The 19,848-nt window shown below is 67.9% G+C and carries 15 protein-coding genes and 2 pseudogenes; 8 read left to right on the top strand and 9 right to left on the bottom strand.

Features of this window, described 5'->3' with window-relative positions:
• Entirely contained in the window at positions 1 to 1,491 is a 1,491-nt protein-coding gene (locus tag ACQ858_RS20125; protein ID WP_431274322.1) for a patatin-like phospholipase family protein, read from the bottom strand.
• A gap of 198 nt (positions 1,492 to 1,689) precedes the next feature.
• Between ACQ858_RS20125 and ACQ858_RS20120 the strand changes: the two genes are divergently transcribed.
• On the top strand, positions 1,690 to 2,502 hold the full coding sequence (locus ACQ858_RS20120; protein WP_431274321.1) for a BON domain-containing protein: 813 nt from the start codon (positions 1,690 to 1,692) through the stop codon (positions 2,500 to 2,502).
• A gap of 131 nt (positions 2,503 to 2,633) precedes the next feature.
• Here the strand turns inward: ACQ858_RS20120 and ACQ858_RS20115 are convergent, their stop codons facing one another.
• The 3 genes from ACQ858_RS20115 to ACQ858_RS20105 form a co-directional block, all read right to left on the bottom strand.
• Complete coding sequence (locus tag ACQ858_RS20115; protein ID WP_431274320.1) at positions 2,634 to 3,554, bottom strand: NAD(P)-dependent oxidoreductase; 921 nt, start codon at positions 3,552 to 3,554, stop codon at positions 2,634 to 2,636.
• A gap of 18 nt (positions 3,555 to 3,572) precedes the next feature.
• On the bottom strand, positions 3,573 to 4,709 hold the full coding sequence (locus tag ACQ858_RS20110; protein WP_431274319.1) for a PilT/PilU family type 4a pilus ATPase: 1,137 nt from the start codon (positions 4,707 to 4,709) through the stop codon (positions 3,573 to 3,575).
• A 155-nt stretch (positions 4,710 to 4,864) separates the two neighbouring features.
• The gene (locus tag ACQ858_RS20105; RefSeq protein WP_093162313.1) at positions 4,865 to 5,908 is read right to left on the bottom strand and encodes a type IV pilus twitching motility protein PilT; all 1,044 of its coding nucleotides are present in this window, start codon (positions 5,906 to 5,908) and stop codon (positions 4,865 to 4,867) included.
• A gap of 38 nt (positions 5,909 to 5,946) precedes the next feature.
• On the opposite strand from ACQ858_RS20105, the gene ACQ858_RS20100 reads away from it, so the two are divergent.
• Positions 5,947 to 6,633 carry a YggS family pyridoxal phosphate-dependent enzyme gene (locus ACQ858_RS20100; RefSeq protein WP_431274318.1) on the top strand — a complete coding sequence of 229 codons (687 nt, stop codon included), beginning with the start codon at positions 5,947 to 5,949 and terminating at the stop codon, positions 6,631 to 6,633.
• Between the two features lie 12 nt (positions 6,634 to 6,645).
• On the opposite strand, the gene ACQ858_RS20095 is transcribed toward ACQ858_RS20100, so the two are convergent.
• Positions 6,646 to 7,125, bottom strand: coding sequence for an Lrp/AsnC ligand binding domain-containing protein (locus tag ACQ858_RS20095; RefSeq protein ID WP_431274317.1), 480 nt, complete (start codon positions 7,123 to 7,125; stop codon positions 6,646 to 6,648).
• A gap of 98 nt (positions 7,126 to 7,223) precedes the next feature.
• On the opposite strand from ACQ858_RS20095, the gene ACQ858_RS20090 reads away from it, so the two are divergent.
• From ACQ858_RS20090 to ACQ858_RS20075, 4 genes and pseudogenes are all read left to right on the top strand, one after another.
• Positions 7,224 to 10,205 (top strand): L-glutamate gamma-semialdehyde dehydrogenase, encoded by a 2,982-nt coding sequence (locus tag ACQ858_RS20090; protein WP_431274316.1) that lies wholly within the window; start codon positions 7,224 to 7,226, stop codon positions 10,203 to 10,205.
• Between the two features lie 84 nt (positions 10,206 to 10,289).
• Positions 10,290 to 11,567: a Glu/Leu/Phe/Val family dehydrogenase gene (locus ACQ858_RS20085; RefSeq protein WP_431274315.1), complete on the top strand. Its 1,278-nt coding sequence runs from the start codon at positions 10,290 to 10,292 to the stop codon at positions 11,565 to 11,567.
• Positions 11,564 to 12,201 (top strand): annotated as a pseudogene (locus ACQ858_RS20080) (nucleoside/nucleotide kinase family protein). Before ACQ858_RS20085 ends, ACQ858_RS20080 begins: the two are co-directional and overlap by 4 nt.
• Before the next feature lie 111 nt (positions 12,202 to 12,312).
• A complete protein-coding gene (locus ACQ858_RS20075; protein WP_431274314.1) occupies positions 12,313 to 12,969 on the top strand; it encodes a DUF2242 domain-containing protein in 657 nt (218 codons plus the stop codon).
• Between the two features lie 4 nt (positions 12,970 to 12,973).
• Here the strand turns inward: ACQ858_RS20075 and ACQ858_RS20070 are convergent, their stop codons facing one another.
• Complete coding sequence (locus ACQ858_RS20070; protein WP_431274313.1) at positions 12,974 to 14,095, bottom strand: YeiH family protein; 1,122 nt, start codon at positions 14,093 to 14,095, stop codon at positions 12,974 to 12,976.
• Positions 14,096 to 14,207: 112 nt separating this feature from the next.
• On the opposite strand from ACQ858_RS20070, the gene ACQ858_RS20065 reads away from it, so the two are divergent.
• A complete protein-coding gene (locus tag ACQ858_RS20065) occupies positions 14,208 to 15,143 on the top strand; it encodes a LysR family transcriptional regulator (RefSeq protein WP_431274312.1) in 936 nt (311 codons plus the stop codon).
• Between the two features lie 26 nt (positions 15,144 to 15,169).
• Here the strand turns inward: ACQ858_RS20065 and rocF are convergent, their stop codons facing one another.
• The 3 genes and pseudogenes from rocF to ACQ858_RS20050 all read right to left on the bottom strand — a co-directional run bounded on the left by rocF (position 15,170) and on the right by ACQ858_RS20050 (position 18,157).
• Positions 15,170 to 16,081: an arginase gene (gene rocF, locus ACQ858_RS20060; RefSeq protein WP_431274311.1), complete on the bottom strand. Its 912-nt coding sequence runs from the start codon at positions 16,079 to 16,081 to the stop codon at positions 15,170 to 15,172.
• Positions 16,082 to 16,145: 64 nt separating this feature from the next.
• Positions 16,146 to 17,394: pseudogene (locus ACQ858_RS20055) on the bottom strand (branched-chain amino acid ABC transporter substrate-binding protein).
• Positions 17,395 to 17,467: 73 nt separating this feature from the next.
• Positions 17,468 to 18,157 carry a TetR/AcrR family transcriptional regulator gene (locus tag ACQ858_RS20050; RefSeq protein WP_431274310.1) on the bottom strand — a complete coding sequence of 230 codons (690 nt, stop codon included), beginning with the start codon at positions 18,155 to 18,157 and terminating at the stop codon, positions 17,468 to 17,470.
• Positions 18,158 to 18,232: 75 nt separating this feature from the next.
• Between ACQ858_RS20050 and ACQ858_RS20045 the strand changes: the two genes are divergently transcribed.
• Positions 18,233 to 19,846: an AMP-binding protein gene (locus tag ACQ858_RS20045; RefSeq protein ID WP_431274309.1), complete on the top strand. Its 1,614-nt coding sequence runs from the start codon at positions 18,233 to 18,235 to the stop codon at positions 19,844 to 19,846.
• Positions 19,847 to 19,848 lie beyond the last annotated feature (2 nt).

Raw genomic sequence — 19,848 nt, 5'->3', positions numbered from 1 at the left:
CTACGGCTGCGAAGCCGGCTTCCGCTTCGAGGGTGGCGCGCTCTCGGTCATGCGCTCTTGCAGCTCGCGGAACGCCGGCGTTTCGCGCAGCAGGCGCCCGCCCAGTTCCCGCAGGCGGTCGACGGCCTCGTCGGGCAGCACGAAGGTGGTCGGCAGGTTCATGAAGTAGCGCCGCTCGTCGGGGTCCGCGATGGACTCGAAGCTCACGTCGATGGCGTCGAAGCGCAGCTTGGGCACCGAGGCTTCGGCCTGCGCCTGCGACATGCCCGCGAGCCGGCGCTCGGCCACTTCGAGCCGGCGCTTGTCGGCCCAGCGCTGCGCGATGTCCTTCAGCAGCTCGACGGACTCGGACGAGAAATGATCGATCGGCACGCTCGATGACTGGAAGAGCTGCGACACGATGCCCGGCGCGTTGGGCCGGCGGTCCCAGTCGATGTCCGGCGACGAGCGCGAGTTGACCACGACGACCACGATGCGGCGCAGGTTCTTGAAACCCACCTGCTCCTGGAAGGTGCGGCTGGCTTCCACTTCTTCGAGCGCCTCGAGCAGTCCGCGCAAGCCCAGGTTGTCGGAAACGCCGCCGTCGACCACATGCAGATACGGCCGGTTCCCGCTGTCCTGGAAGCTCTGGATGTCGCGATAGCGCAGAAGCGCTCGCCCGGCCGGGCGAGCAGGGCTGTCGGGCCGGGTGACGTCGCTGACCCACGGCGGCATCACGGCGCCGCAATGGCCGCCGTAGTTGTAGTAGGTGACCGGCGAGAGCACCGCCGGCACCGCGGACGAGGTCGCCGCGGCGCGCGCGAGCCGGACCTTGCCCAGGTCGGAGCACAGCAGGTCGAAGTGATCCTGCGAAAACTGAAAGCGCGCGCCGGTCGAGAGATCGGTTCCCGTGACGGCGGTGACCGGCGTGGGCTTGTCCATCAGGTCGTCGAAGGTCGCGCCGTTGAACAGGATCTCGTCGTAGTAGTCGGCGGCGAGCTCGGAACGCCCGTAGGAACCGCTGCCGAGCGCGAACCAGTTGAGCGGATTCAGCGCGCGCCGCGTGAGCGCGCCCTGCACGTCGCGCTTGAGGAAGCGGGGCTCGTACTCGGTGAAGAGCCTGTCGCCGTACAGCGCGTAGGCGAGCGCAGTGAAGCTGCCGCCCGAAACGCCCGCGATGGCGTCGACCTCGGCGAGAAGATTCACGTTTTCGCCGTCGACCTTGATGTTCGTGCGGCGGAGTTCTTCCAGCACGCCGTAAGAAAATGCCGCCGCGCGCGTGCCGCCGCCGGAAAAGGTCAGCAGGAACAGCGTGTCGGGATCGTTCTTGACCCCGTGCGAGCGCTTGAGCATGTTGCCGACGCGATAGCCGCTGTCCAGGTCGACGTGGTCGATCTGCGGATTGACCGGCGCCATCGCGGTGCACCCGCCCAGGACCAGCGCTGCCAGCGGGACGACTGCGCAGGCCAGTCTGCGGGCCAGGCTTGGCTTCGACTCAATATGTTGATTCAAGTGAGGTCCTTCTCGCTCGATCGCATCCCAATTGACGCGGAGGTTGCTTGCAACAACCGCGCCATCAATGCGGCCGGCAACACGCGAGCCGTGCGCAAATTGTAGGGACGCCGATGCGTTTGACACGTCGTAACCGGCGGTCAATTTCGCTGGGCTACCATCGACGACCCAGTCACTCATACAGGAAGGCTTCGATCCATGACGACCACCATCGCACAACGCATCGCGATCGCATTGGCTGCAGGCGCCGTATCGCTGGCAGGCCTGTCCGCTTGCGCGCCGCTGGTGGTCGGAGGCGCCGCGGTCGCGGGCGCCGGCATGGTGGCGACCGATCGCCGCACATCGACGGCGCAGCTCGACGACCAGGCGATCGAGTTGCGGGGCGCTTCGCGCGTGCGCGAGATCGCCAACGATGACATGAACGTGACAGTCACGAGCTTCAACCGCCAGGTGCTGCTCACCGGCACGGTGGGTTCGGAGGCCGACAAGCGCAAGGTCGAGGACGCCATCCGTCGCGTGGACAACGTGCGTTCCGTGGTCAACGAGGTGGTGGTGGGTCCGGCCAGCAGCTTTCCGGATCGCTCGAACGACACCTTCATCACCGGCAAGGTGAAGGCCTCGCTGCTGGATCAGAACGACATCTTCGCGAACTCGTTCAAGGTCGTGACCGAGCGCGGCGTGGTCTACCTGATGGGCATCGCCACGCGCCGCGAAACCGATCGCGCCACCGAGGTGGCGCGCGGCACCTCGGGCGTTCAGAAGGTGGTGCGCATCGTCGAAATCATCAGCGAGCAGGAGCTCGCGAACCTGAAGGCGCAGCAGCCGCTTTCGTCGATGAACGGGTCGTCGGGCTCGACGTCTTCTTCGGGCACATCGTCTTCGACGACGCCGGCATCGACTTCCAGCTCGCGCGTGCCGCTGCCGCCGATGGAGCCGCTGCCCGCTTCGTCGTCTGCTGCGCCTGCCGCCGCACCGGCCAGCAGCGGCGTTGTAACAACCCCGGTCCGCTGATCAGTCGGCGACAACGCCCGAACCCGCCGCACCCATCCCAGGGCACCCGCGGAACCGGCTTCGCCGGGCCGCCGGGTGCGCCCCTCCCGCCGAAGGCGAGAGAGGGGAGCCGCGAAGCGGCATGGGGGTGCCTACTTCAGCCGAGTGATCAGGCTCGACGTGTCCCAGCGCCTGCCGCCGGACTGCTGCACGTCGGCATAGAACTGGTCGACCAGCGCGGTCACCGGCAGGCGCGCGCCGTTGCGCTTGGCTTCGTCGAGCACCAGTCCGAGGTCCTTGCGCATCCAGTCGACCGCGAAGCCGAAGTCGAACTGGCCCGCGATCATCGTCTTGCCGCGGTTGTCCATCTGCCAGCTCTGCGCCGCGCCCTTGCCGATCACGCCGAGCACCTCGTTCATGTCGAGGCCGGCACGCATGCCGAAGGCAATGGCTTCGGACAAGCCCTGCACGAGGCCCGCGATCGCGATCTGGTTCACCATCTTTGCGAGCTGGCCTGCGCCGCTCTCGCCCAGCAACGTGCAGGCCCGCGCGAACGCCGAGATGACGGGCTTGACGCGGTCGAAGGTGGTCGAGTCGCCGCCGCACATCACGGTCAGCACGCCGTTCTGCGCGCCGGCCTGTCCGCCGGAGACCGGTGCGTCGATGAATTGGAGGCCGTGTTCGATCGCGGCCTTGGAGAGCTCGCGCGCGACGTTGGCCGATGCGGTGGTGTGGTCCACGAACACCGCACCCTTGGGCATGTCCGCGAACGCGCCGTTCTCGCCGAGCACGACCGAGCGCAGGTCGTCGTCGTTGCCGACGCAGCAGAACACGATGTCCGCATTCGAGGCGGCGCCGCGCGGCGTGGACGAGTGGGCGAGGGTGCCCTTGGCAATCGGCCTGAACTCGTCGATCCACGCGTTGGATTTGGCGTCGGTCCGGTTGTAGACCGTCACGCTGTGACCGGCCAGCGCAAGGTGGCCGGCCATGGGATAGCCCATCACGCCCAGGCCGAGGAAGGCGACCTTTTGCGGGGGGATGGCGTCGTAGGTTTTGGGATTGAGGCTGCTCATGTGCCGAGCTTAGCGCGATCAGACGATCGCGAAATGCTCGGTTCCCGCAGAGAGGTCGGTCGTGCGCGCGCGCTGGCTGTTGAGCTTGATCTGCAGCCGCAGGTCGTTCGCCGAATCGGCGTTGCGCAGCGCGTCCTCGAAGGAGATCGCGTGGCCTTCGAAGAGGTCGAACAGCGCCTGGTCGAAGGTCTGCATGCCGAGGTTGCGGCTCTTCTTCATGATCTCCTTGATCTCGCCGACCTCGCCCTTGAAGATCATGTCGGAGATCAGCGGCGTGTTCAGCAGCACCTCGACCGCGGCGATGCGGCCGTGGCCGTCTTCCGTCGGGATCAGGCGCTGGGAGACCAGCGAGCGCAGGTTGAGCGACAGGTCCATCAGCAACTGCGCGCGGCGCTCTTCGGGGAAGAAGTTGATGATCCGGTCCAGCGCCTGGTTGGCGCTGTTGGCGTGCAGTGTGGCCATGCACAGGTGGCCGGTTTCGGCGAAGGCCACCGCGTGTTCCATGGTTTCGCGGTCGCGGATTTCGCCCATCAGGATCACGTCCGGCGCCTGGCGCAGGGTGTTCTTGAGCGCGGCTTCCCAACTGTCGGTGTCGATGCCGACCTCGCGCTGGGTGACCACGCAGTTCTTGTGCGGATGCACGAATTCGACCGGGTCCTCGACCGTGACGATGTGGCCGTAGGAGTTCTCGTTGCGCCAGTCGATCATCGCGGCGAGCGTGGTCGACTTGCCCGAGCCCGTGGCGCCGACCAGGATGCACAGCCCGCGCTTGGTCATCGAGACTTCCTTGAGGATCTGCGGCATGCCGAGCCCGTCGATGGTCGGCAGCTTGGCGGGAATCGTCCGCAGCACCATGCCGACCTTGCCCTGCTGCACGAAGGCATTGACGCGGAAGCGGCCGATGCCGGTCGGCGAGATCGCGAAGTTGCACTCCTTGGTGCGCTCGAACTCGGCCGTCTGGCGGTCGTTCATGATCGAGCGCGTGAGCGCCAGCGTGTGCTGCGCGCCGAGCGCCTGCTGCGACACCTTGGTGACCTTGCCGTCCACCTTGATCGCGGGCGGGAAGTCGGCCGTGATGAACAGGTCGCTGCCGTTGCGGCTCACCATGAGCTTCAGCAGGTCGTTGATGAACTGGCTGGCCTGATCGCGTTCCATGAGAGCTCCTAGTACAAGTTCGAGCCGGCCGAAACCGGCGTGGCCGCTTCACGCCAGGGACCCCGCGGAACCGGCTTCGCCGGGCCGCCGGGGTCGCCCCCGGAGAGGGGGTGTCCGAGCCACAAGAAGTGGGCGAGGCTGGGGGTGAACATCATCTATCCAGGGAAATTCTCGGGGATCTTCGCCTTGCCGCGCGCTTCGGCCGAAGAAATGACATTGCGCCGCACGAGGTCGGTGAGGTTCTGGTCCAGCGTCTGCATGCCCTGGCCGCTGCCGGTCTGGATCGACGAATACATCTGCGCGACCTTTCCTTCGCGGATGAGGTTCCGGATCGCGGGCGTGCCGAGCATGATCTCGTGCGCGGCGACGCGGCCCTGGCCGTCCTTGGTCTTGCACAGCGTTTGCGAGATCACGGCCTGCAGCGATTCCGACAGCATCGCGCGGATCATTTCCTTTTCTTCGCCGGGGAAGACGTCGATGATCCGGTCGATGGTCTTGGCCGCCGACGAGGTGTGCAGCGTGCCGAACACCAGGTGGCCGGTTTCGGCCGCGGTCATCGCGAGGCGGATGGTTTCGAGGTCGCGCATTTCGCCGACGAGGATCGCGTCCGGGTCTTCGCGCAAGGCGGAGCGCAGCGCATTGGCGAAGGACAGCGTCATCGGCCCCACTTCGCGCTGATTGATCAGGCACTTCTTGGATTCATGCACGAACTCGATCGGGTCCTCCACCGTGAGGATGTGGCCGTATTCGGTTTCGTTGAGGTAGTTGATCATCGCCGCCAGCGTGGTCGACTTGCCGGAGCCGGTCGGGCCGGTCACGAGCACGAGGCCGCGGGGCTTGAGCGCGAGATCGCCGAAGATCTTGGGTGCGTTGAGCTGTTCGAGCGTGAGAATCTTCGACGGAATGGTCCGGAACACCGCCGCCGCGCCGCGCGACTGGTTGAAGGCGTTCACGCGGAAGCGTGCCAGGCCATCGATTTCGAAGGAGAAGTCGACTTCGAGGAATTCTTCGTAGTGCTTGCGGTGCGTGTCGCTCATGATGTCGTACACCATGGCATGCACCGCCTTGTGGTCGAGGGCGTCGACATTGATGCGGCGCACGTCGCCATGAACCCGGATCATGGGCGGAAGGCCGGACGACAGATGCAAGTCGGACGCCTTGTTCTTGACGCTGAAGGCCAGCAGTTGGGTGATGTCCACGAAGCTCCTCGGTGACGTTTTGATACGCTTTGACGATTATGACGATGATTGGCGACAACCTCCAGCATGTCCGGGAGCGGATCGTGAAGGCGTGCGCGGCCGTTGGGCGCGATCCCGCGAGCGTGCGCTTGCTTGCGGTGTCGAAGACATTTGCCGCGGATGTGGTGCGGGAGGCACACGCGGCCGGCCAGACCGCCTTCGGCGAAAACTACGTGCAGGAAGGCGTCGCCAAGATCGAGGCGCTCGCCGACCTGCGCGGCGGGCTCGAATGGCATTGCATCGGCCCCCTGCAGAGCAACAAGACGCGCGTGGTGGCGACCCATTTCGACTGGGTGCACAGCGTCGACCGGCTGAAGATCGCCGAGCGGCTGTCGGAGCAGCGGCCCGCCGAGCTGCCGCCGTTGCAGGTGTGCCTGCAGGTCAACGTCGATGCCGGCGCCAACAAGTCGGGGGTGCCCCCGGGCGAGGCGCTGGCGCTGGCGCGCGCCGTGGCCGCGTTGCCACGCCTGCGGCTGCGCGGGCTCATGGCGATCCCGGAGCCGGCGCCCGATTTCGAATCGCAGCGCGCGCTGTTCCTCGCGGCCGCCCGCGTGTTCGACGCGATCCGCGCGGATGGCATCGCGGTCGACACCCTGTCGCTGGGCATGTCCGCCGATCTCGAAGCCGCGATCGCGGCCGGCAGCACGATGGTGCGTGTCGGCACGGCGATCTTCGGGCGGCGCTAGTGGCGCCTTGCCTCAGAGCGCCAGCGGCAGCCGTGCGCTGCTCTTGACCTCTTCCATCACCGCGTAAGTGCGTGTCTCGCGCACGCCCGGCAGTTGCCACAGCACGGTGCCCGCGAACGCGCGGTAGGCCGCCATGTCGGCCATGCGGGTCTTGAGCAGGTAGTCGAAGCCGCCCGCGACCATGTGGCATTCCATGATCTCGTCGCGCACCTGCACCGCGGCCTTGAATTCGTCGAACACGTTGGGCGTGGTGCGGTCCAGCAGCACTTCGACGAACACGGTGAAGCCGCGCCCGAGCTTGTGCGGATCGAGGCGTGCCTCGTAGCCGAGGATGAAGCCCTCGCGCGTGAGCCGCTGGACCCGCGCCAATACAGCCGTCGGCGACAACGCCACGGCTTCCGCGAGCTTGAGGTTCGAGATGCGGCCGTCCTCCTGAAGAACCTTCAGGAGTTTCATGTCGATGCGGTCGAGATCTGTTATTTCTGCGCTCATGATTGGCGAATTATCCGGCGAGGCAATTCATTTTTGGTGAATAACTCTGCGGCAGAAGGCGGACGATCGCATCCATTCGATCTCGACGAGAACATGCCATGCGCCTGCCCACGCCCTACCGCCCCGAAGCCGACGTCGTCGCCCACCGCCTTGCCGCGCTGAAGGGCGCGCTCGACTGGGACTCGGTCGTGCCCGCCGCCACACCCTGGGTGCGCGCGGTGCGCGACCGGCCGCCGCCGTTCTGGGCCATGGAAAGCCTGCTGCGCGAATACCCGATCTCCAGCGCCGAAGGGCTGGCGCTGATGCGGCTGGCCGAGGCGCTGCTGCGCGTGCCCGACGCCGAGACCGCGATCGCGCTCACCGCGGACCAGCTCGGCCGCGCCAACTTCGAAGGTGCGGCGGATTCCACGCTCGCGCGGCTTTCGTCGTCGGCGATCGCGCTGTCGAAGAAATTCCTGCCGCACCTGTCGGAAGACACGGGCGATGCGGAGCCGGGCCCCGGCCTGATGGCGCGGCTGGGCGCGCGCACGGTGGTGGCGGCCACGCTGCGGGCGGTGCAGTTGCTGGGCCGCCAGTTCGTGCTGGGGCAGACCATCGACGAGGCGATGGCCGAGGCGCGCGCTGCGCATCGCAAGCATGCCGCCCTGCGCTTCAGCTACGACATGCTCGGGGAGGGCGCGCGCACTGCGGCGGATGCCCAGCGCTATCTCGACAGCTACATCCACGCGATCCGTTCGATCGCCGCCGGGGGCCGTGCCGACCGGCCCGAGGACAACGACGGCATCTCCATCAAGCTGAGCGCGCTGCATCCGCGCTACGAGGATGCCCAGCGCGAACGCGTGATGCGCGAGCTGGTGCCGCGCGTGTGGCAGTTGTGCGCGCTGGCGGCCGATGCGCACCTGAACCTTACCATCGACGCCGAGGAGGTCGACCGGCTCGAGTTGTCGCTCGACGTGTTCGAGGCGCTCGCTGCGCGCGTGGCGGCCGAGCGCCCGCAATGGCGCGGCTTCGGCGTCGCGATGCAGGCCTACCAGACGCGCGCGCTCGAACTCGTCGAGCACATCGCCGCGATCGCGCGCAAGTACAAGCTGCGGCTGATGTGCCGGCTGGTGAAGGGCGCGTACTGGGACGCCGAGATCAAGCGCGCGCAGGAGCTCGGCCTGCGGCACTACCCGGTCTTCACGCACAAGCACCACACCGACGTGAGCTATCTGGCCTGCGCACGCGCGCTGCTGGCCGCGCCCGATGCGATCTATCCGCAGTTCGCCACGCACAACGCGGGCACCATCGCGGCGATCCTGCGGATGGCCGATCGGGCCGGCGGTGTGCCCTTCGAACTGCAGCGCCTGCACGGCATGGGCGAGGGCATCTACCGCGAAGTCATGAAGAGCACCGGGGTGCCGGTGCGCGTCTACGCGCCGGTGGGCCGGCACAAGGACCTGCTCGCGTACCTGGTGCGCCGGCTGCTCGAGAACGGGGCCAACTCGTCGTTCGTGAACCAGCTCGGCGACGAGTCGGTCGGCATGGGCGAGCTGCTGTCATCGCCGCTGTGGCTCGACAAGGAAACATCGCAGCCATTGCCGCCCGCGCTCTACGGGCCGCCGCCCGCGCGGCGCAACAGCCATGGCGTCGACATGGCGGTCGAATCGATGCGTGCACCGCTGCTCGACGCGCTGGCCGCGACCGCGGTGCCGGCGGTGCCGTCGTTCGATCCCAAGCGTGCCGCCGAAGCAGTCGCTACCGCCGCGGCCGGCTTCCGGTCGTGGTCTCATACGCCGGTCTCGCAGCGTGCCGGTGCGCTTCGCCACGCCGCCGATGCACTCGAAGCCGCGTTGCCGCGCTTCTGCGCGCTGCTGGTCAGGGAGGCGTTCAAGAGCTGGACCGACGCCATCGCCGAAGTGCGCGAGGCCGTCGATTTCCTGCGCTACTACGCGGACGAGGCCGAGCGCATCATGCGGCCGGTCGCGCTGCCCGGACCGACCGGCGAAAGCAACGAGCTGCGCCTGACCGGACGCGGCCCGTGGGTCTGCATCAGTCCGTGGAACTTCCCGCTGGCGATCTTCCTGGGCCAGGTCGCGGCGGCGCTCGCGACCGGCAACACGGTGCTCGCCAAGCCGGCCGAGCAGACGCCGGCGGTCGCCTCGGAGGCGGTCAAGCTGCTGCATGCGGCGGGCGTGCCGCCGCAGGCGCTGCAACTGCTGCACGGCACCGGCGAAACCGTCGGCGCGGCGCTGGTGGCGGCGCCCGGCGTGGCCGGCGTGGTGTTCACCGGATCGACGCAGGTCGCGAAGATCATCCATCGTGCGCTGGCCGCCAAGGACGGCCCGATCGTCCCGCTGATCGCCGAGACCGGCGGCATCAACGCGATGCTCGTGGACCCGACGGCCCTGCCCGAACAGGTGGTCGATGCGGTGGTGCAGAGCGCCTTCCGCTCGGCGGGCCAGCGCTGCTCGGCGCTGCGCCTGCTGCTTGTCCACGAGAGCATCGCCGACGATGTGATCGCGATGATCGCGGGCGCGGCGAAGGAACTGGCGGCGGGCGACCCGGCGCAGCTCTCGACCGACGTCGGTCCGGTCATCGACCGGGAAGCCTTCGAGGGCATTCAGCGGCACCTCCGGCGCCTCGATGCCGAAGCGAAGGCCGTCGTCGGCGCGGGCGAGCCGGCGCAGTCGCTTCCCAACCTGATCGCCCCGCGCGCCTACGAGGTTCCGTCCGTCGCGAGCGTGAAGGCGGAAATCTTCGGCCCGGTGCTGCAGATCGTGCGCTGGTCCGGCGATCCGCAGGCGGTGATCGAAGAGGTCAACGGTCTCGGCTTCGGGCTGACGATGGGCATCCAGACGCGCATCGACAGCCGCGCGCAGGCGCTGGCCTCCAGGGCGCATGTGGGCAATATCTATGTCAACCGCAACATCATCGGCGCGGTGGTCGGCGTCCAGCCGTTCGGCGGCGAGGGACTCAGCGGCACGGGCCCGAAGGCGGGCGGGCCGCACTACCTGCTTCGCTTCTGCGCGGAGCAGACGCTCACCATCAACACCACCGCGGCGGGTGGAAATGCGGCCCTGCTTGCCGCAAGCGCATAACCGGAAAAGCAACGCGCATAGCCGTGGCGCGGCGCGCGGCGGAGGACTATCGTCGCGCCTGTCGTTCAACAACACGAGACCGCCATGAGTTCATCCTCGCTTTCCTACGTCCACCCGACCGCCAACAGCCCGTGGGGCACGTACCTGTCGCAGGTCGACCGCGTCGTGCCCTACCTGGGCGAGCTGGCCCGCTGGGTCGAGACGCTCAAGCGCCCGAAGCGCGCGCTGATCGTCGACGTGCCGATCGAGATGGACGACGGCTCCATCGCCCACTTCGAGGGCTATCGCGTGCAGCACAACCTCTCGCGCGGGCCGGGCAAGGGCGGCGTTCGCTTCCATCCGGACGTCACGCTGGAAGAGGTCATGGCGCTGTCGGCCTGGATGACCATTAAGACCGCGGCGGTGAACCTGCCCTACGGCGGCGCCAAGGGCGGCATCCGCGTCGATCCCAAGAAGCTCTCGCTGAAGGAACTCGAAAAAGTCACCCGCCGCTACACGAGCGAGATCGGCATCATCATCGGCCCGCACAGCGACATTCCCGCGCCCGACGTGAACACCAACTCGCAGATCATGGCGTGGATGATGGACACGTATTCCATGAACGTCGGCGGCACGGCGACCGGCGTGGTCACCGGCAAGCCGCTGCACCTGGGCGGTTCGCTTGGCCGTGTCAAGGCCACCGGCCGCGGCGTGTTCGTGACCGGCCGCGAGGCGGCGCGACGACTCGGCCTCGACCTGAAGGGCGCGCGCGTCGCGGTGCAGGGCTTCGGCAACGTGGGCTCGGTGGCCGCCGAACTCTTCGCCGCGGCGGGCGCGAAGATCGTCGCGGTGCAGGACCACACCGGCACCGTCATCAACGACAGGGGCCTCGACATGGCCAAGCTCGTGGAGCAGGCGCGCAAGGAAGGCGGCATCGTCGGCTTCAAGGGCGGCGACACCGTTTCCAATGAATCCTTCTGGGACGTGGCCTGCGACATCCTGATCCCCGCCGCGCTCGAAGGCCAGATCACCGCCGAACGCGCGAAGCAGACCAAGGCGAAGCTGGTGCTCGAAGGCGCGAACGGCCCGACCGTGCCGGAAGCGGACGACATCCTCGCCGAGCGGGGCGTGCTGGTCGTGCCCGACGTGATCTGCAACGCCGGCGGCGTGACGGTGAGCTACTTCGAGTGGGTGCAGGACTTCTCGTCGTTCTTCTGGGGCGAGGACGAGATCAACGAGCGCCTCGACCGCATCATGATGAATGCGCTCAACAGCATCTGGGACAAGGCCGACCAGCACAAGATCTCTCTGCGCACGGCGACCTATGCGGTCGCTTGCGGCCGGATTCTGATGGCGCGTCAGGAGCGCGGTCTCTACCCGTGATCGAACTGCCGACATCGGCGCTGGTGCGCATCGAGCGCCTGCTGGCCGACGGGCAGCGCAGGCTGCTCGGCCTCGTCGGGGCGCCGGGCTCCGGCAAATCGACGCTGGCCCAGGCGCTTCTGGACGCACTGCCGCCCGGCCGCGCGCAGGTGGTGCCGATGGATGGCTTCCACCGGCCAACATCGAACTCCGGCGGCTCGGCCGGGCCGACCGCAAGGGTGCGCCCGACACCTTCGACAGCGCGGGCTACGTGGCGCTCTTGCAGCGGCTGCGCGAACAGGGTGATCGGCAGGGCAGCGAGATCGTCTATGCGCCCGAGTTCCGGCGCGAGATCGAGGAACCCGTCGCGGGCGCCATCGCGGTCCTGCCGCAGACGCAACTGGTCATCACCGAAGGCAACTACCTCCTGCTCGACGAGGGCGCGTGGGCCGGGGCCGCGCCGCTGCTCGACGAGGTCTGGTACGTCGATGTGGACGACGACCTGCGGCGCGAGCGCCTCGTGCGGCGCCACGAGCAGTTCGGGCGCAGCCGGGACGCCGCGCTTGCGTGGGTGGCGCACACCGACGAGCCGAACGCGCGCCGGATCGCGGCCACGCGGGGCAGGGCGCAGCACGTGATCCTGATCGGCGACTGATCGAATCGGGCAAGTCAACGGGAACGTCCGCTGCGGCGTGATGTCCAAGTGGCCGATGTGGCGGCGGCTTGCCGCTAGCATTGCCCCCGATCTGCCTTTTTCCCTGCCGACATGCGTCCTTCTTCTTGCCTTGCCGCAGCGATTGCGCTGCTGGCCGCCGTCCTCGTCTCCGGCTGTGGCGTCACCGAGCGCCAGCGCTTGACGTACGAGCCGGAAGAATTCGACTCCACCACCACCCACACGCGCAGCTTCACCGCGAGCGAGGCCAGGACCTGCGAGGCCGCGCGACGCGCGCTCCTGAGCCAGGGCTACATGGTCACCGCCGCCAACCCGGAGCTGGTGACCGGCCGCAAGAGCTTCCAGCCGGCCTCCGAGGTGCACGTGGAGGTGGAGTTCCGCGTGGTCTGTGCGCGCGAGGGCGGCAAGCCGCGCAGCACCATCGCCTTCGCGAGCGCGCTGCAGGACCGCTACGGCGTCAAGAAGGTCAACAACTCAGCGAGCGTCGGCGTGGGCGCGATCGGTTCGCTGTCGCTGCCGTTCTCGTCCAGCGACGACGCGATGGTCAAGGTCGCGAGCGAAACCCTGACGGACGACCGCTTCTACGACCGCTTCTTCTCGCTGATCGAGCGCTACCTGCCCGAGTCCGCCTCCGACGACGTGGCGCCGCCCCCGGAGGCCCGACCCGCCGAGGCCCGGCCGGTCCCCCCGGCGCAACCGCCCGTCGAGGCGCCGCTGCGGGCCGTGCCGCTGTCGCCGACGCGCGGCTGAGGGCTCAGCCGAGTAAGGCCGGAACCCACCGGTTGATCAACGCACCGCCGATCACCAGCCATCCGAAGAGGATGGCGGCGAGCAGCAGCGGCAGCGGGCCCGCCTTGCGGATGGCGCCCAGATGGGTCGACAAGCCGAGCGCGGCCATGGCCATGGCCAGCAGAAAGGTGTCCAGCGTGGTCGCGATGCCAGTCACGCTCGACGGCAGCACGTGCAGGGAGTTGACGAGCACGACACCGACGAAGCCGAAGGCGAACCATGGCACCGCAAGGCGGGTCTTGTGCGAGCCAGCCGGTGCGCCGTCGTGCCCGGCCCGCTTCGATGCATCGCGCGCCAGCCACCCCGACAGCAGGATGAGAAAGGGCGCCAGCATCATCACGCGCACCATCTTCGCGATCACGGCGGTGTCGGCGGCCTCCGGCCCCACCGAGCGCGCGGCGGCCACGACCTGTGCCACTTCATGGATCGTCGAGCCCGCGTAGATGCCGAAGCCGTTCGTGCCGCCGGGGATGAAGTGCCACTCTTGGCTGAGATCGAAAAGCACCGGGTAGAGAAAGATGGCCAGTGTGCCGAAGACGACCACCGTCGCCACGGCCACCGTCACCTGCTCGGCCCGCGCCTTGACGACCGGCCCGGTGGCCATGACCGCAGCCGCGCCGCAGATCGAACTGCCGGCGCCGATGAGCATCGCCGTCTTGCGGTCCAGGCCGAACCAGCGCGTGCCGGCGACGCAGGCCAGCGCGAAGGTCGACCCCAGCATCAGTGCGTCCACGGCCACGCCCGCCAGGCCGACGTGTCCGATGTCCTGCATCGTCAGTCGCAAGCCGTAAAGCACGACGCCGGCGCGCAGCAATCTCTGCTTCGAGAAGTCGACGCCGGGGCCGCTGGCGGCCGCCAGGCGCGGATAGACGGTGTGGCCGACGAGCATGCCGAGGACGATGGCCAGCGTCAGTGCGCTGAAGCCGTGAGTCTGCAGCCAGCCGACCTCGCCGAGCGCGATTCCCGCGGTCGCCAGCAGCGCGCAGATCGCGAGTCCCGGAAGCAGCCGGCGGCTTTGCGTGGCCAGGCGCGGGCCCCGGTAGGTCGCTGGTGTGGCGCAGGCATTCGCTGCGGCTGGATGGTTCATGGCTCGTGTTCCCTGTTGCGTGTCTCGGGAGGCACTTTAGGAACTTGCCATGAACCCGTCCAACGGGTTATATGGTTATAACCAATCGATCTGATCGCTAAAGGAGGCTTTCATGGACGTCTTGCGGCTGACGCTGCGGCAACTTCAGATATTCGTCGCCGTCGCGCGAAGCGGCACCACCACGGCGGCCGCCGACGAGATCGCGCTGTCGCAGTCGGCCACCAGTTCGGCCGTCAACGAACTCGAACGGCTGCTGTCGCTGCACCTGTTCGATCGTGTCGGCAAGCGGCTGCTGCTCAACGACAACGGACGGGCACTTCTGCCCCGCGCCCTGGCCTTGCTGGACGGCGCCGCCGGCATCGAACAGATGTCGCACGAGGGGCATGCACAGGCGCAGTCGCTGCGCATCGGTGCCAGCACGACGATCGGCAACTATGTCCTGCCGAAGCTGCTGGCCCGCTTCATGTCGCAATGGGCGCCCGGCGCCGACGATGCGTGGCAGTCGAGGATCGTGATCGGGAACACGGCGTCGATCTGCGATGCGGTCGCGGCGTTCGAGCTGGACGTCGGGCTGATCGAAGGCTCCTGCCACCAGCCTGCGCTGACCGTCACGCCGTGGCTGCAGGACGAGATGGAAGTGGTGGCCTCGCCGGCCAACCCGCTCTCGCACGCGGGCGAGAAGCGTGCGCCCTTGCGCGCGCTTCGCGAACAGGTCTGGCTGGTTCGGGAGAGCGGCTCGGGCACGCGCGAGGCCACCGACCAGGCACTGCTGCCGCACCTGCGCGCCTGGCGGCGCGTCATCGAGCTCGGAAGCTCGGAGGCGATCAAGCATGCGGCCGCCGAGAACCTCGGCGTGGCCTGCCTGTCGTCGTGGGTGGTGCGCGACCTGATCGACGCCGGCCGGCTCGCTCGCGTCGCCACGACGCTGCCGCGGATCGTGCGGCAATGCCACGTGGTCGTGCACGCGAAGAAGCAGCTCACGCCGGCGCTGCGCAGCTTCATCGAGGGCGCCGTGGCGGCGACGCCGGTGTTCGGGATGCCGGGCTGAGTTCTCCGGGCGCGCAGTCTCGTGCGTCAGCGCGCCAGCGTCGATTTGCCGAACAGGCTTTCGATCAGCTCCACCGCCACTTCCGCCGTGCGGTTGCGCACATCCAGCGCCGGGTTGAGTTCGACCACGTCCAGCGATGACAGGCGGCCTGTGTCGGCGATCATCTCCATGCATAGCTGCATCTCGCGCCACGTCGGCCCGCCGCGCACGCCGGTGCCCACGCCGGGCGCGTAGTCCGGGTCGAGGCAGTCGAGATCGAAGCTCACGTGCAGGTGCGTGGCCTCGTCCACGTCCTGCAACGCCTCGATCATCGTGGTGCGCATGCCGTGCTCGTCGATGTGGCGCATGTCGAACACGTTGAGCCCCATCGCGCGGATCGCCGCCTTTTCCTGCGCATCGACGCTGCGGATGCCGATGAAGCGGATCGCGTCATGCTCGAGCGCGGCGCGCTCGCCGCTCCAGCCGGTCAGCGCTTCCGGGCCGTGGCCCAGCAGGCACGACACCGGCATGCCGTGCAGGTTGCCGCTCGGGCTCGTGGTCTCGGTGTTCACGTCGGAATGCGCATCGAGCCACAGCACGCGCAGCTTCTTGCCGCGCCGGCGCGCGTGCCAGGCGACGGCGCTGATCGATCCGACCGCGATGCAGTGGTCGCCGCCCAGCAGGATCGGCAGGTGGCGGGCGGCGAGCGCCTCGTCGACGGCATCGTAGACGGCCCGGTTCCACGTCACGACCTCGTCGAGGTGATGCAGCTCGGTGCTCGGCGCGATCCAGGGCGTCGCCGGTCCGGAGAGATTGCCCCGGTCCACCACCTCGAAGCCGAGGCGCGCGAGCGTCTGGGCGAGGCCGGCCACGCGCAGGGCATCGGGCCCCATGCCGGCGCCTCGCGTGCTGGCGCCGATGTCGGTCGGTGCGCCGATGAGTTGCAGGGTTGCGGTCATGAGCGGTGGCCTCCGTTGGTGCGGTACCCGACGGTAACGCACGAACGGTACCGCATCATGACGTTCAGGGCTGCGCCATCTTGCAGTCCGTGCCCTGCGCAAGCTCGTTGCCGCTGTACACGGCGTCGGTACGGAAGCCGTAGTTGGTGCCTTCCCAACCGACCTTCACCGTCTTGCCGTCGACCGGGGCGATGGTGTTGACCACCTGCGGGATCAGCAGCTGATGGTCTTCGGCGCGCATGCGAACCGGGCCGACCACCGAATCGAAGCTGAGGTTCTCCATGGCCTTCGCCACCTTGGGCGTGTCCATGCTGCCGGCCTTGTTGATCGCGGCGGCCAGCAGGCGTGGCGTCATGTCGATGCGCGGCGCGAGGAAGTCCTTGCCCGTCTTCGCCTTGTAGGCCTTGGCGAGCGCATCGACCTTCGGCGAATCGGCCTCGGCCCGGATGCCATTCGGCCACCCAGGTGAGTTGCCCGAGCTTGGCCTGCGACACCGCGAGCACCGTGCCCGGCACCGAGCCGGCGCTGTGGTTGAAGTAGTGCAGGTCGTAGCCCGCATCGCCCGCAGCCTTGAGCAGCAGCGTCATGTCCTGGCCCCAGTTGCCGGTGATCACCGAGTCGGCGCCCGACTGGCGGATGTTCGCGACATAGGGCGCGAAGTCCTTCACCCGGCCGATCGGGTGCAGCGTCTCGCCGACGAACTGGATGTCGGGCCGCGCGAGGCCCACCAGCTGGCGGCCGTAGCTGGCCCACTGCTTGCCGTGCGCGTAGTCCTGGTTCAGCAGGTAGACCTTCTTCACCTCCGGCGTCTTCTTGATGTAGTTGGCGATGGCCTTCATCTTCATCGCCGTGTTCGCGTCGGTCTGGAAGTGCCAGAAGCTGCATTGCTTGCCGGTGAGCTCGGGATCGATCGACGAGTGGTTGAGCACCAGCAGTTCCTTGCCCGGATTGCGCTGGTTCCACTTGTTCACCGCCTGCACGATCGCGCTCACCACCGACGAGCCCGAGCCGCCGGTGACGATCGCGCGTGCGCCCTGGTCGATCGCCGCCTGCAGTGCGCTCTGGCTTTCCTGCGCCGAGAGCTTGCTGTCGAACTGGAGCAACTGAAGCTTGGTTCCGCCGAGCACGCCGCCCTTGGCGTTGATGTCCTCGATCGCGAACTGCGTGTGCGTGAGCATCAGCTCGCCGACGTTCGCGAACGGGCCCGAGAGCGGGTCGATGTAGGCGATCTTGTAGGTCTGCTGAGCGTGCGCCGAACCGACGGCGACGAGCGCCGCGGCCGCCACGGGCGCGAGCAGGGAGGGGAACTTCATGAACTGTCTCCGGTAGGTGGTTGTGAGGGAAGCGGGAAGACGATGAAGAGGGGCGGCGCGTGCTTCGTCGCGCTCAGCCGCGCTCGCGCAGGCCGATCACGCGCCACGCGAGCCTGGAGAGTTCGGCCGTCATCTCTTCCGGCGAAAGACGGCCGTCGGGCTTGTACCAGCTGAAGAGAAAGCCCGGCAGGCTCAGCGCCGCGAACGCGGTGATCTTGGTGTCGCCGAAGTCGAGGTCGCCATCGCGCCGCGCCTCTTCCAGCAGCGGAAAGAGCTGGTCGTAGAAGTGATGCGCGAGCTTCTTCTGCGCCGCGAGGTACTCGGGGCGGTACACCTGCGGTTCCTTGTAGGCGAAGAAGGCGCAGGGATGGTGCGAGATCGTGGCGCGGATCAGCCGCTCGATGCCTTCCTTGACTTTCAGGACTGCGCGGCGGTGGTCGTCGGGCGGGAAGTCCATGGCGGTGAAGCAGTCCACGGCGGGCCGCCACGACAGCGTCTCGAAGATTTCCTGCTTGTCGCGGAAGTAGTAGTAGACGAAGGGCTTGGTCGCATCGAGCGCGCGCACGATCTGCGCCATCGTGGTGTTGGCGTAGCCCTGCGCGGCAAAGAGCCGGGTGGCCGCCTGCAGGATGCGCTCGCGCTGCACGTCGGTGCCCGCGGTGGCGGCGCGCTGCCGGCCCGTGCCCTGCGGGCGGTCGGGCCGCGCGCAGGGCGCAGGGCCTTGCCCAGAGGGTTTTTGCGGTGTCGCCGAAGTTATACCCATGGGTAGGATTGTTCGTGCACCATGCGGCGATTGGCAAGCGGCCAACCCTATCGATAACCCTGTGAAAGTGACGCCATGGAGACAACCCAGCTTCCCGACCGACCGCAGCAGCCCCTGCACGAGTACCTCCGCATGCATGCGCGCGAGCGCGGCGGCCATCCGGCCTGCATCTGGTACGGCCACGCGATGAGCTACGCCGAGCTCGATGCGGCGAGCGATGCCTTCGCCGCGCGGCTGCAGGCGATCGGTGTCGGCAAGGGCGATCCGGTGGTGCTGTTCCTCAACAACTGCCCGCAGTATCTCGTCGCGCACTTCGGCATCCAGAAGATCGGCGCGATCGTGTGCCCGAGCGGCCCGCTCAACAAGGAGCATGAGCTGGCCTACCAGGTGGGCGACCTCAATGCGCGCGTGATCGTCGCGGCATCGTCGCTGCTGCCGGTGGTCGAAAAGGTGCGTGCGACGACAGCGCTCGAACACGTGTTTGTCGTGCACTACGCGGACCTGCTGCCCTCGTCGCCCGCGCTGGACCTGCCCGCCGAACTGGCCGCTGCGCAAGGCGAGGCGCGCAGCGTGCCGGCCGGCGGCGAAGACTTCCTCGCGGTGATGAAGAGCGGCGCGCGCCCTGCGGCCGTGGCGCTTTCGCTCGACGACGTCGCGCTCATGACCTACACCTCGGGCACCACGGGCCTGCCCAAGGGCGCGATGCTCAGCTACGGCAACGCACTCTTCAAGACACGCGCCGCGGCGGACTGCAATGGCGTCGACGGCGACGACGTGCTGCTGTCGATCGCACCGCTCTATCACATCGCCGGCATGCTGATGGGCGTGAACGTGCCGGTGCTCGCCGGCGCGACCTCGGTGTTGCTGCACCGCTTCGAGCCCCGCGCTGCCCTGCAGGCGATCGAGCGCTACAAGGTCACCTGGTGGTACAGCATCGCACCGATGAACGTGGCCTGCATGCAGGCGCCTGGCATCGCCGACATGGATCTGTCGAGCCTGCGCATGAACCCGGTCACCAGCTTCGGCATCGCCTTCACCGAGCCGCTCGCGCAGCAGTGGCGCGGCTTCGCCAAGAACTGCAGTTCGTTCGAGGCCGCCTACGGCCTGAGCGAAAGCCATACCTGCGACACGTACACGCCGCATCACGCGCCGCGCTGGGGCACGCAGGGCGTGGCGGTGCCGGGCGTGACCATCCGCATCATCGATCCCGATTCCGGCGCGGACAAGCCGGCGGGCGAGATCGGCGAGATCGTGCTCGCCAGCCCGGGCACCTTCAAGGGCTACTGGAACAAGCCAGAAGCCACCGCCGCGACCCTGCGCAACGGATGGGTGCATACCGGCGACATGGGCAAGCTCGACGCCGACGGCTACCTCACCTTCATCGGCCGCTTCAAGGAAATGATCAAGGTCTCGGGCTACAGCGTGTTCCCCGAGGAAGTCGAGACCATCCTCATCAAGCATCCGGCCGTCGCGCAGGCCGCCGTCGTCGCGCAGCCCGACGCGGAGAAGGGCGAGGTGGTCAAGGCCTTCATCGTGAAGAAGCCCGGCGCGGACATCGACGCGGATGGGCTCGTCGCGTGGTCGCGCGAGAACATGGCCAGCTACAAGGCGCCCCGTGTGGTCCGCTTCATCGACGCCCTGCCGACGACCGGCGCGGGCAAGGTACTGCGCCGAATGCTGAAGGACTGACC

Source organism: Variovorax ureilyticus (genome assembly GCF_050632185.1).
Lineage (GTDB): Bacteria > Pseudomonadota > Gammaproteobacteria > Burkholderiales > Burkholderiaceae_C > Variovorax > Variovorax ureilyticus_A.
The sequence above is the reverse complement of the archived record's forward strand: the minus strand, read 5'-3'. Positions and strand labels throughout refer to the sequence as shown.

Bases quoted from the DNA above. Each gene is read 5' to 3' on its own strand.
- ACQ858_RS20120 (WP_431274321.1), top strand. From the start codon at position 1,690: ATGACGACCACCATCGCACAACGCATCGCGATCGCATTGGCTGCAGGC.
- ACQ858_RS20115 (WP_431274320.1), bottom strand. From the start codon at position 3,554: ATGAGCAGCCTCAATCCCAAAACCTACGACGCCATCCCCCCGCAAAAG.
- ACQ858_RS20110 (WP_431274319.1), bottom strand. From the start codon at position 4,709: ATGGAACGCGATCAGGCCAGCCAGTTCATCAACGACCTGCTGAAGCTC.
- ACQ858_RS20100 (WP_431274318.1), top strand. From the start codon at position 5,947: ATGACGATGATTGGCGACAACCTCCAGCATGTCCGGGAGCGGATCGTG.
- ACQ858_RS20095 (WP_431274317.1), bottom strand. From the start codon at position 7,125: ATGAGCGCAGAAATAACAGATCTCGACCGCATCGACATGAAACTCCTG.
- ACQ858_RS20090 (WP_431274316.1), top strand. From the start codon at position 7,224: ATGCGCCTGCCCACGCCCTACCGCCCCGAAGCCGACGTCGTCGCCCAC.
- ACQ858_RS20085 (WP_431274315.1), top strand. From the start codon at position 10,290: ATGAGTTCATCCTCGCTTTCCTACGTCCACCCGACCGCCAACAGCCCG.
- ACQ858_RS20075 (WP_431274314.1), top strand. From the start codon at position 12,313: ATGCGTCCTTCTTCTTGCCTTGCCGCAGCGATTGCGCTGCTGGCCGCC.
- ACQ858_RS20070 (WP_431274313.1), bottom strand. From the start codon at position 14,095: ATGAACCATCCAGCCGCAGCGAATGCCTGCGCCACACCAGCGACCTAC.
- ACQ858_RS20065 (WP_431274312.1), top strand. From the start codon at position 14,208: ATGGACGTCTTGCGGCTGACGCTGCGGCAACTTCAGATATTCGTCGCC.
- rocF (WP_431274311.1), bottom strand. From the start codon at position 16,081: ATGACCGCAACCCTGCAACTCATCGGCGCACCGACCGACATCGGCGCC.
- ACQ858_RS20050 (WP_431274310.1), bottom strand. From the start codon at position 18,157: ATGGGTATAACTTCGGCGACACCGCAAAAACCCTCTGGGCAAGGCCCT.
- ACQ858_RS20045 (WP_431274309.1), top strand. From the start codon at position 18,233: ATGGAGACAACCCAGCTTCCCGACCGACCGCAGCAGCCCCTGCACGAG.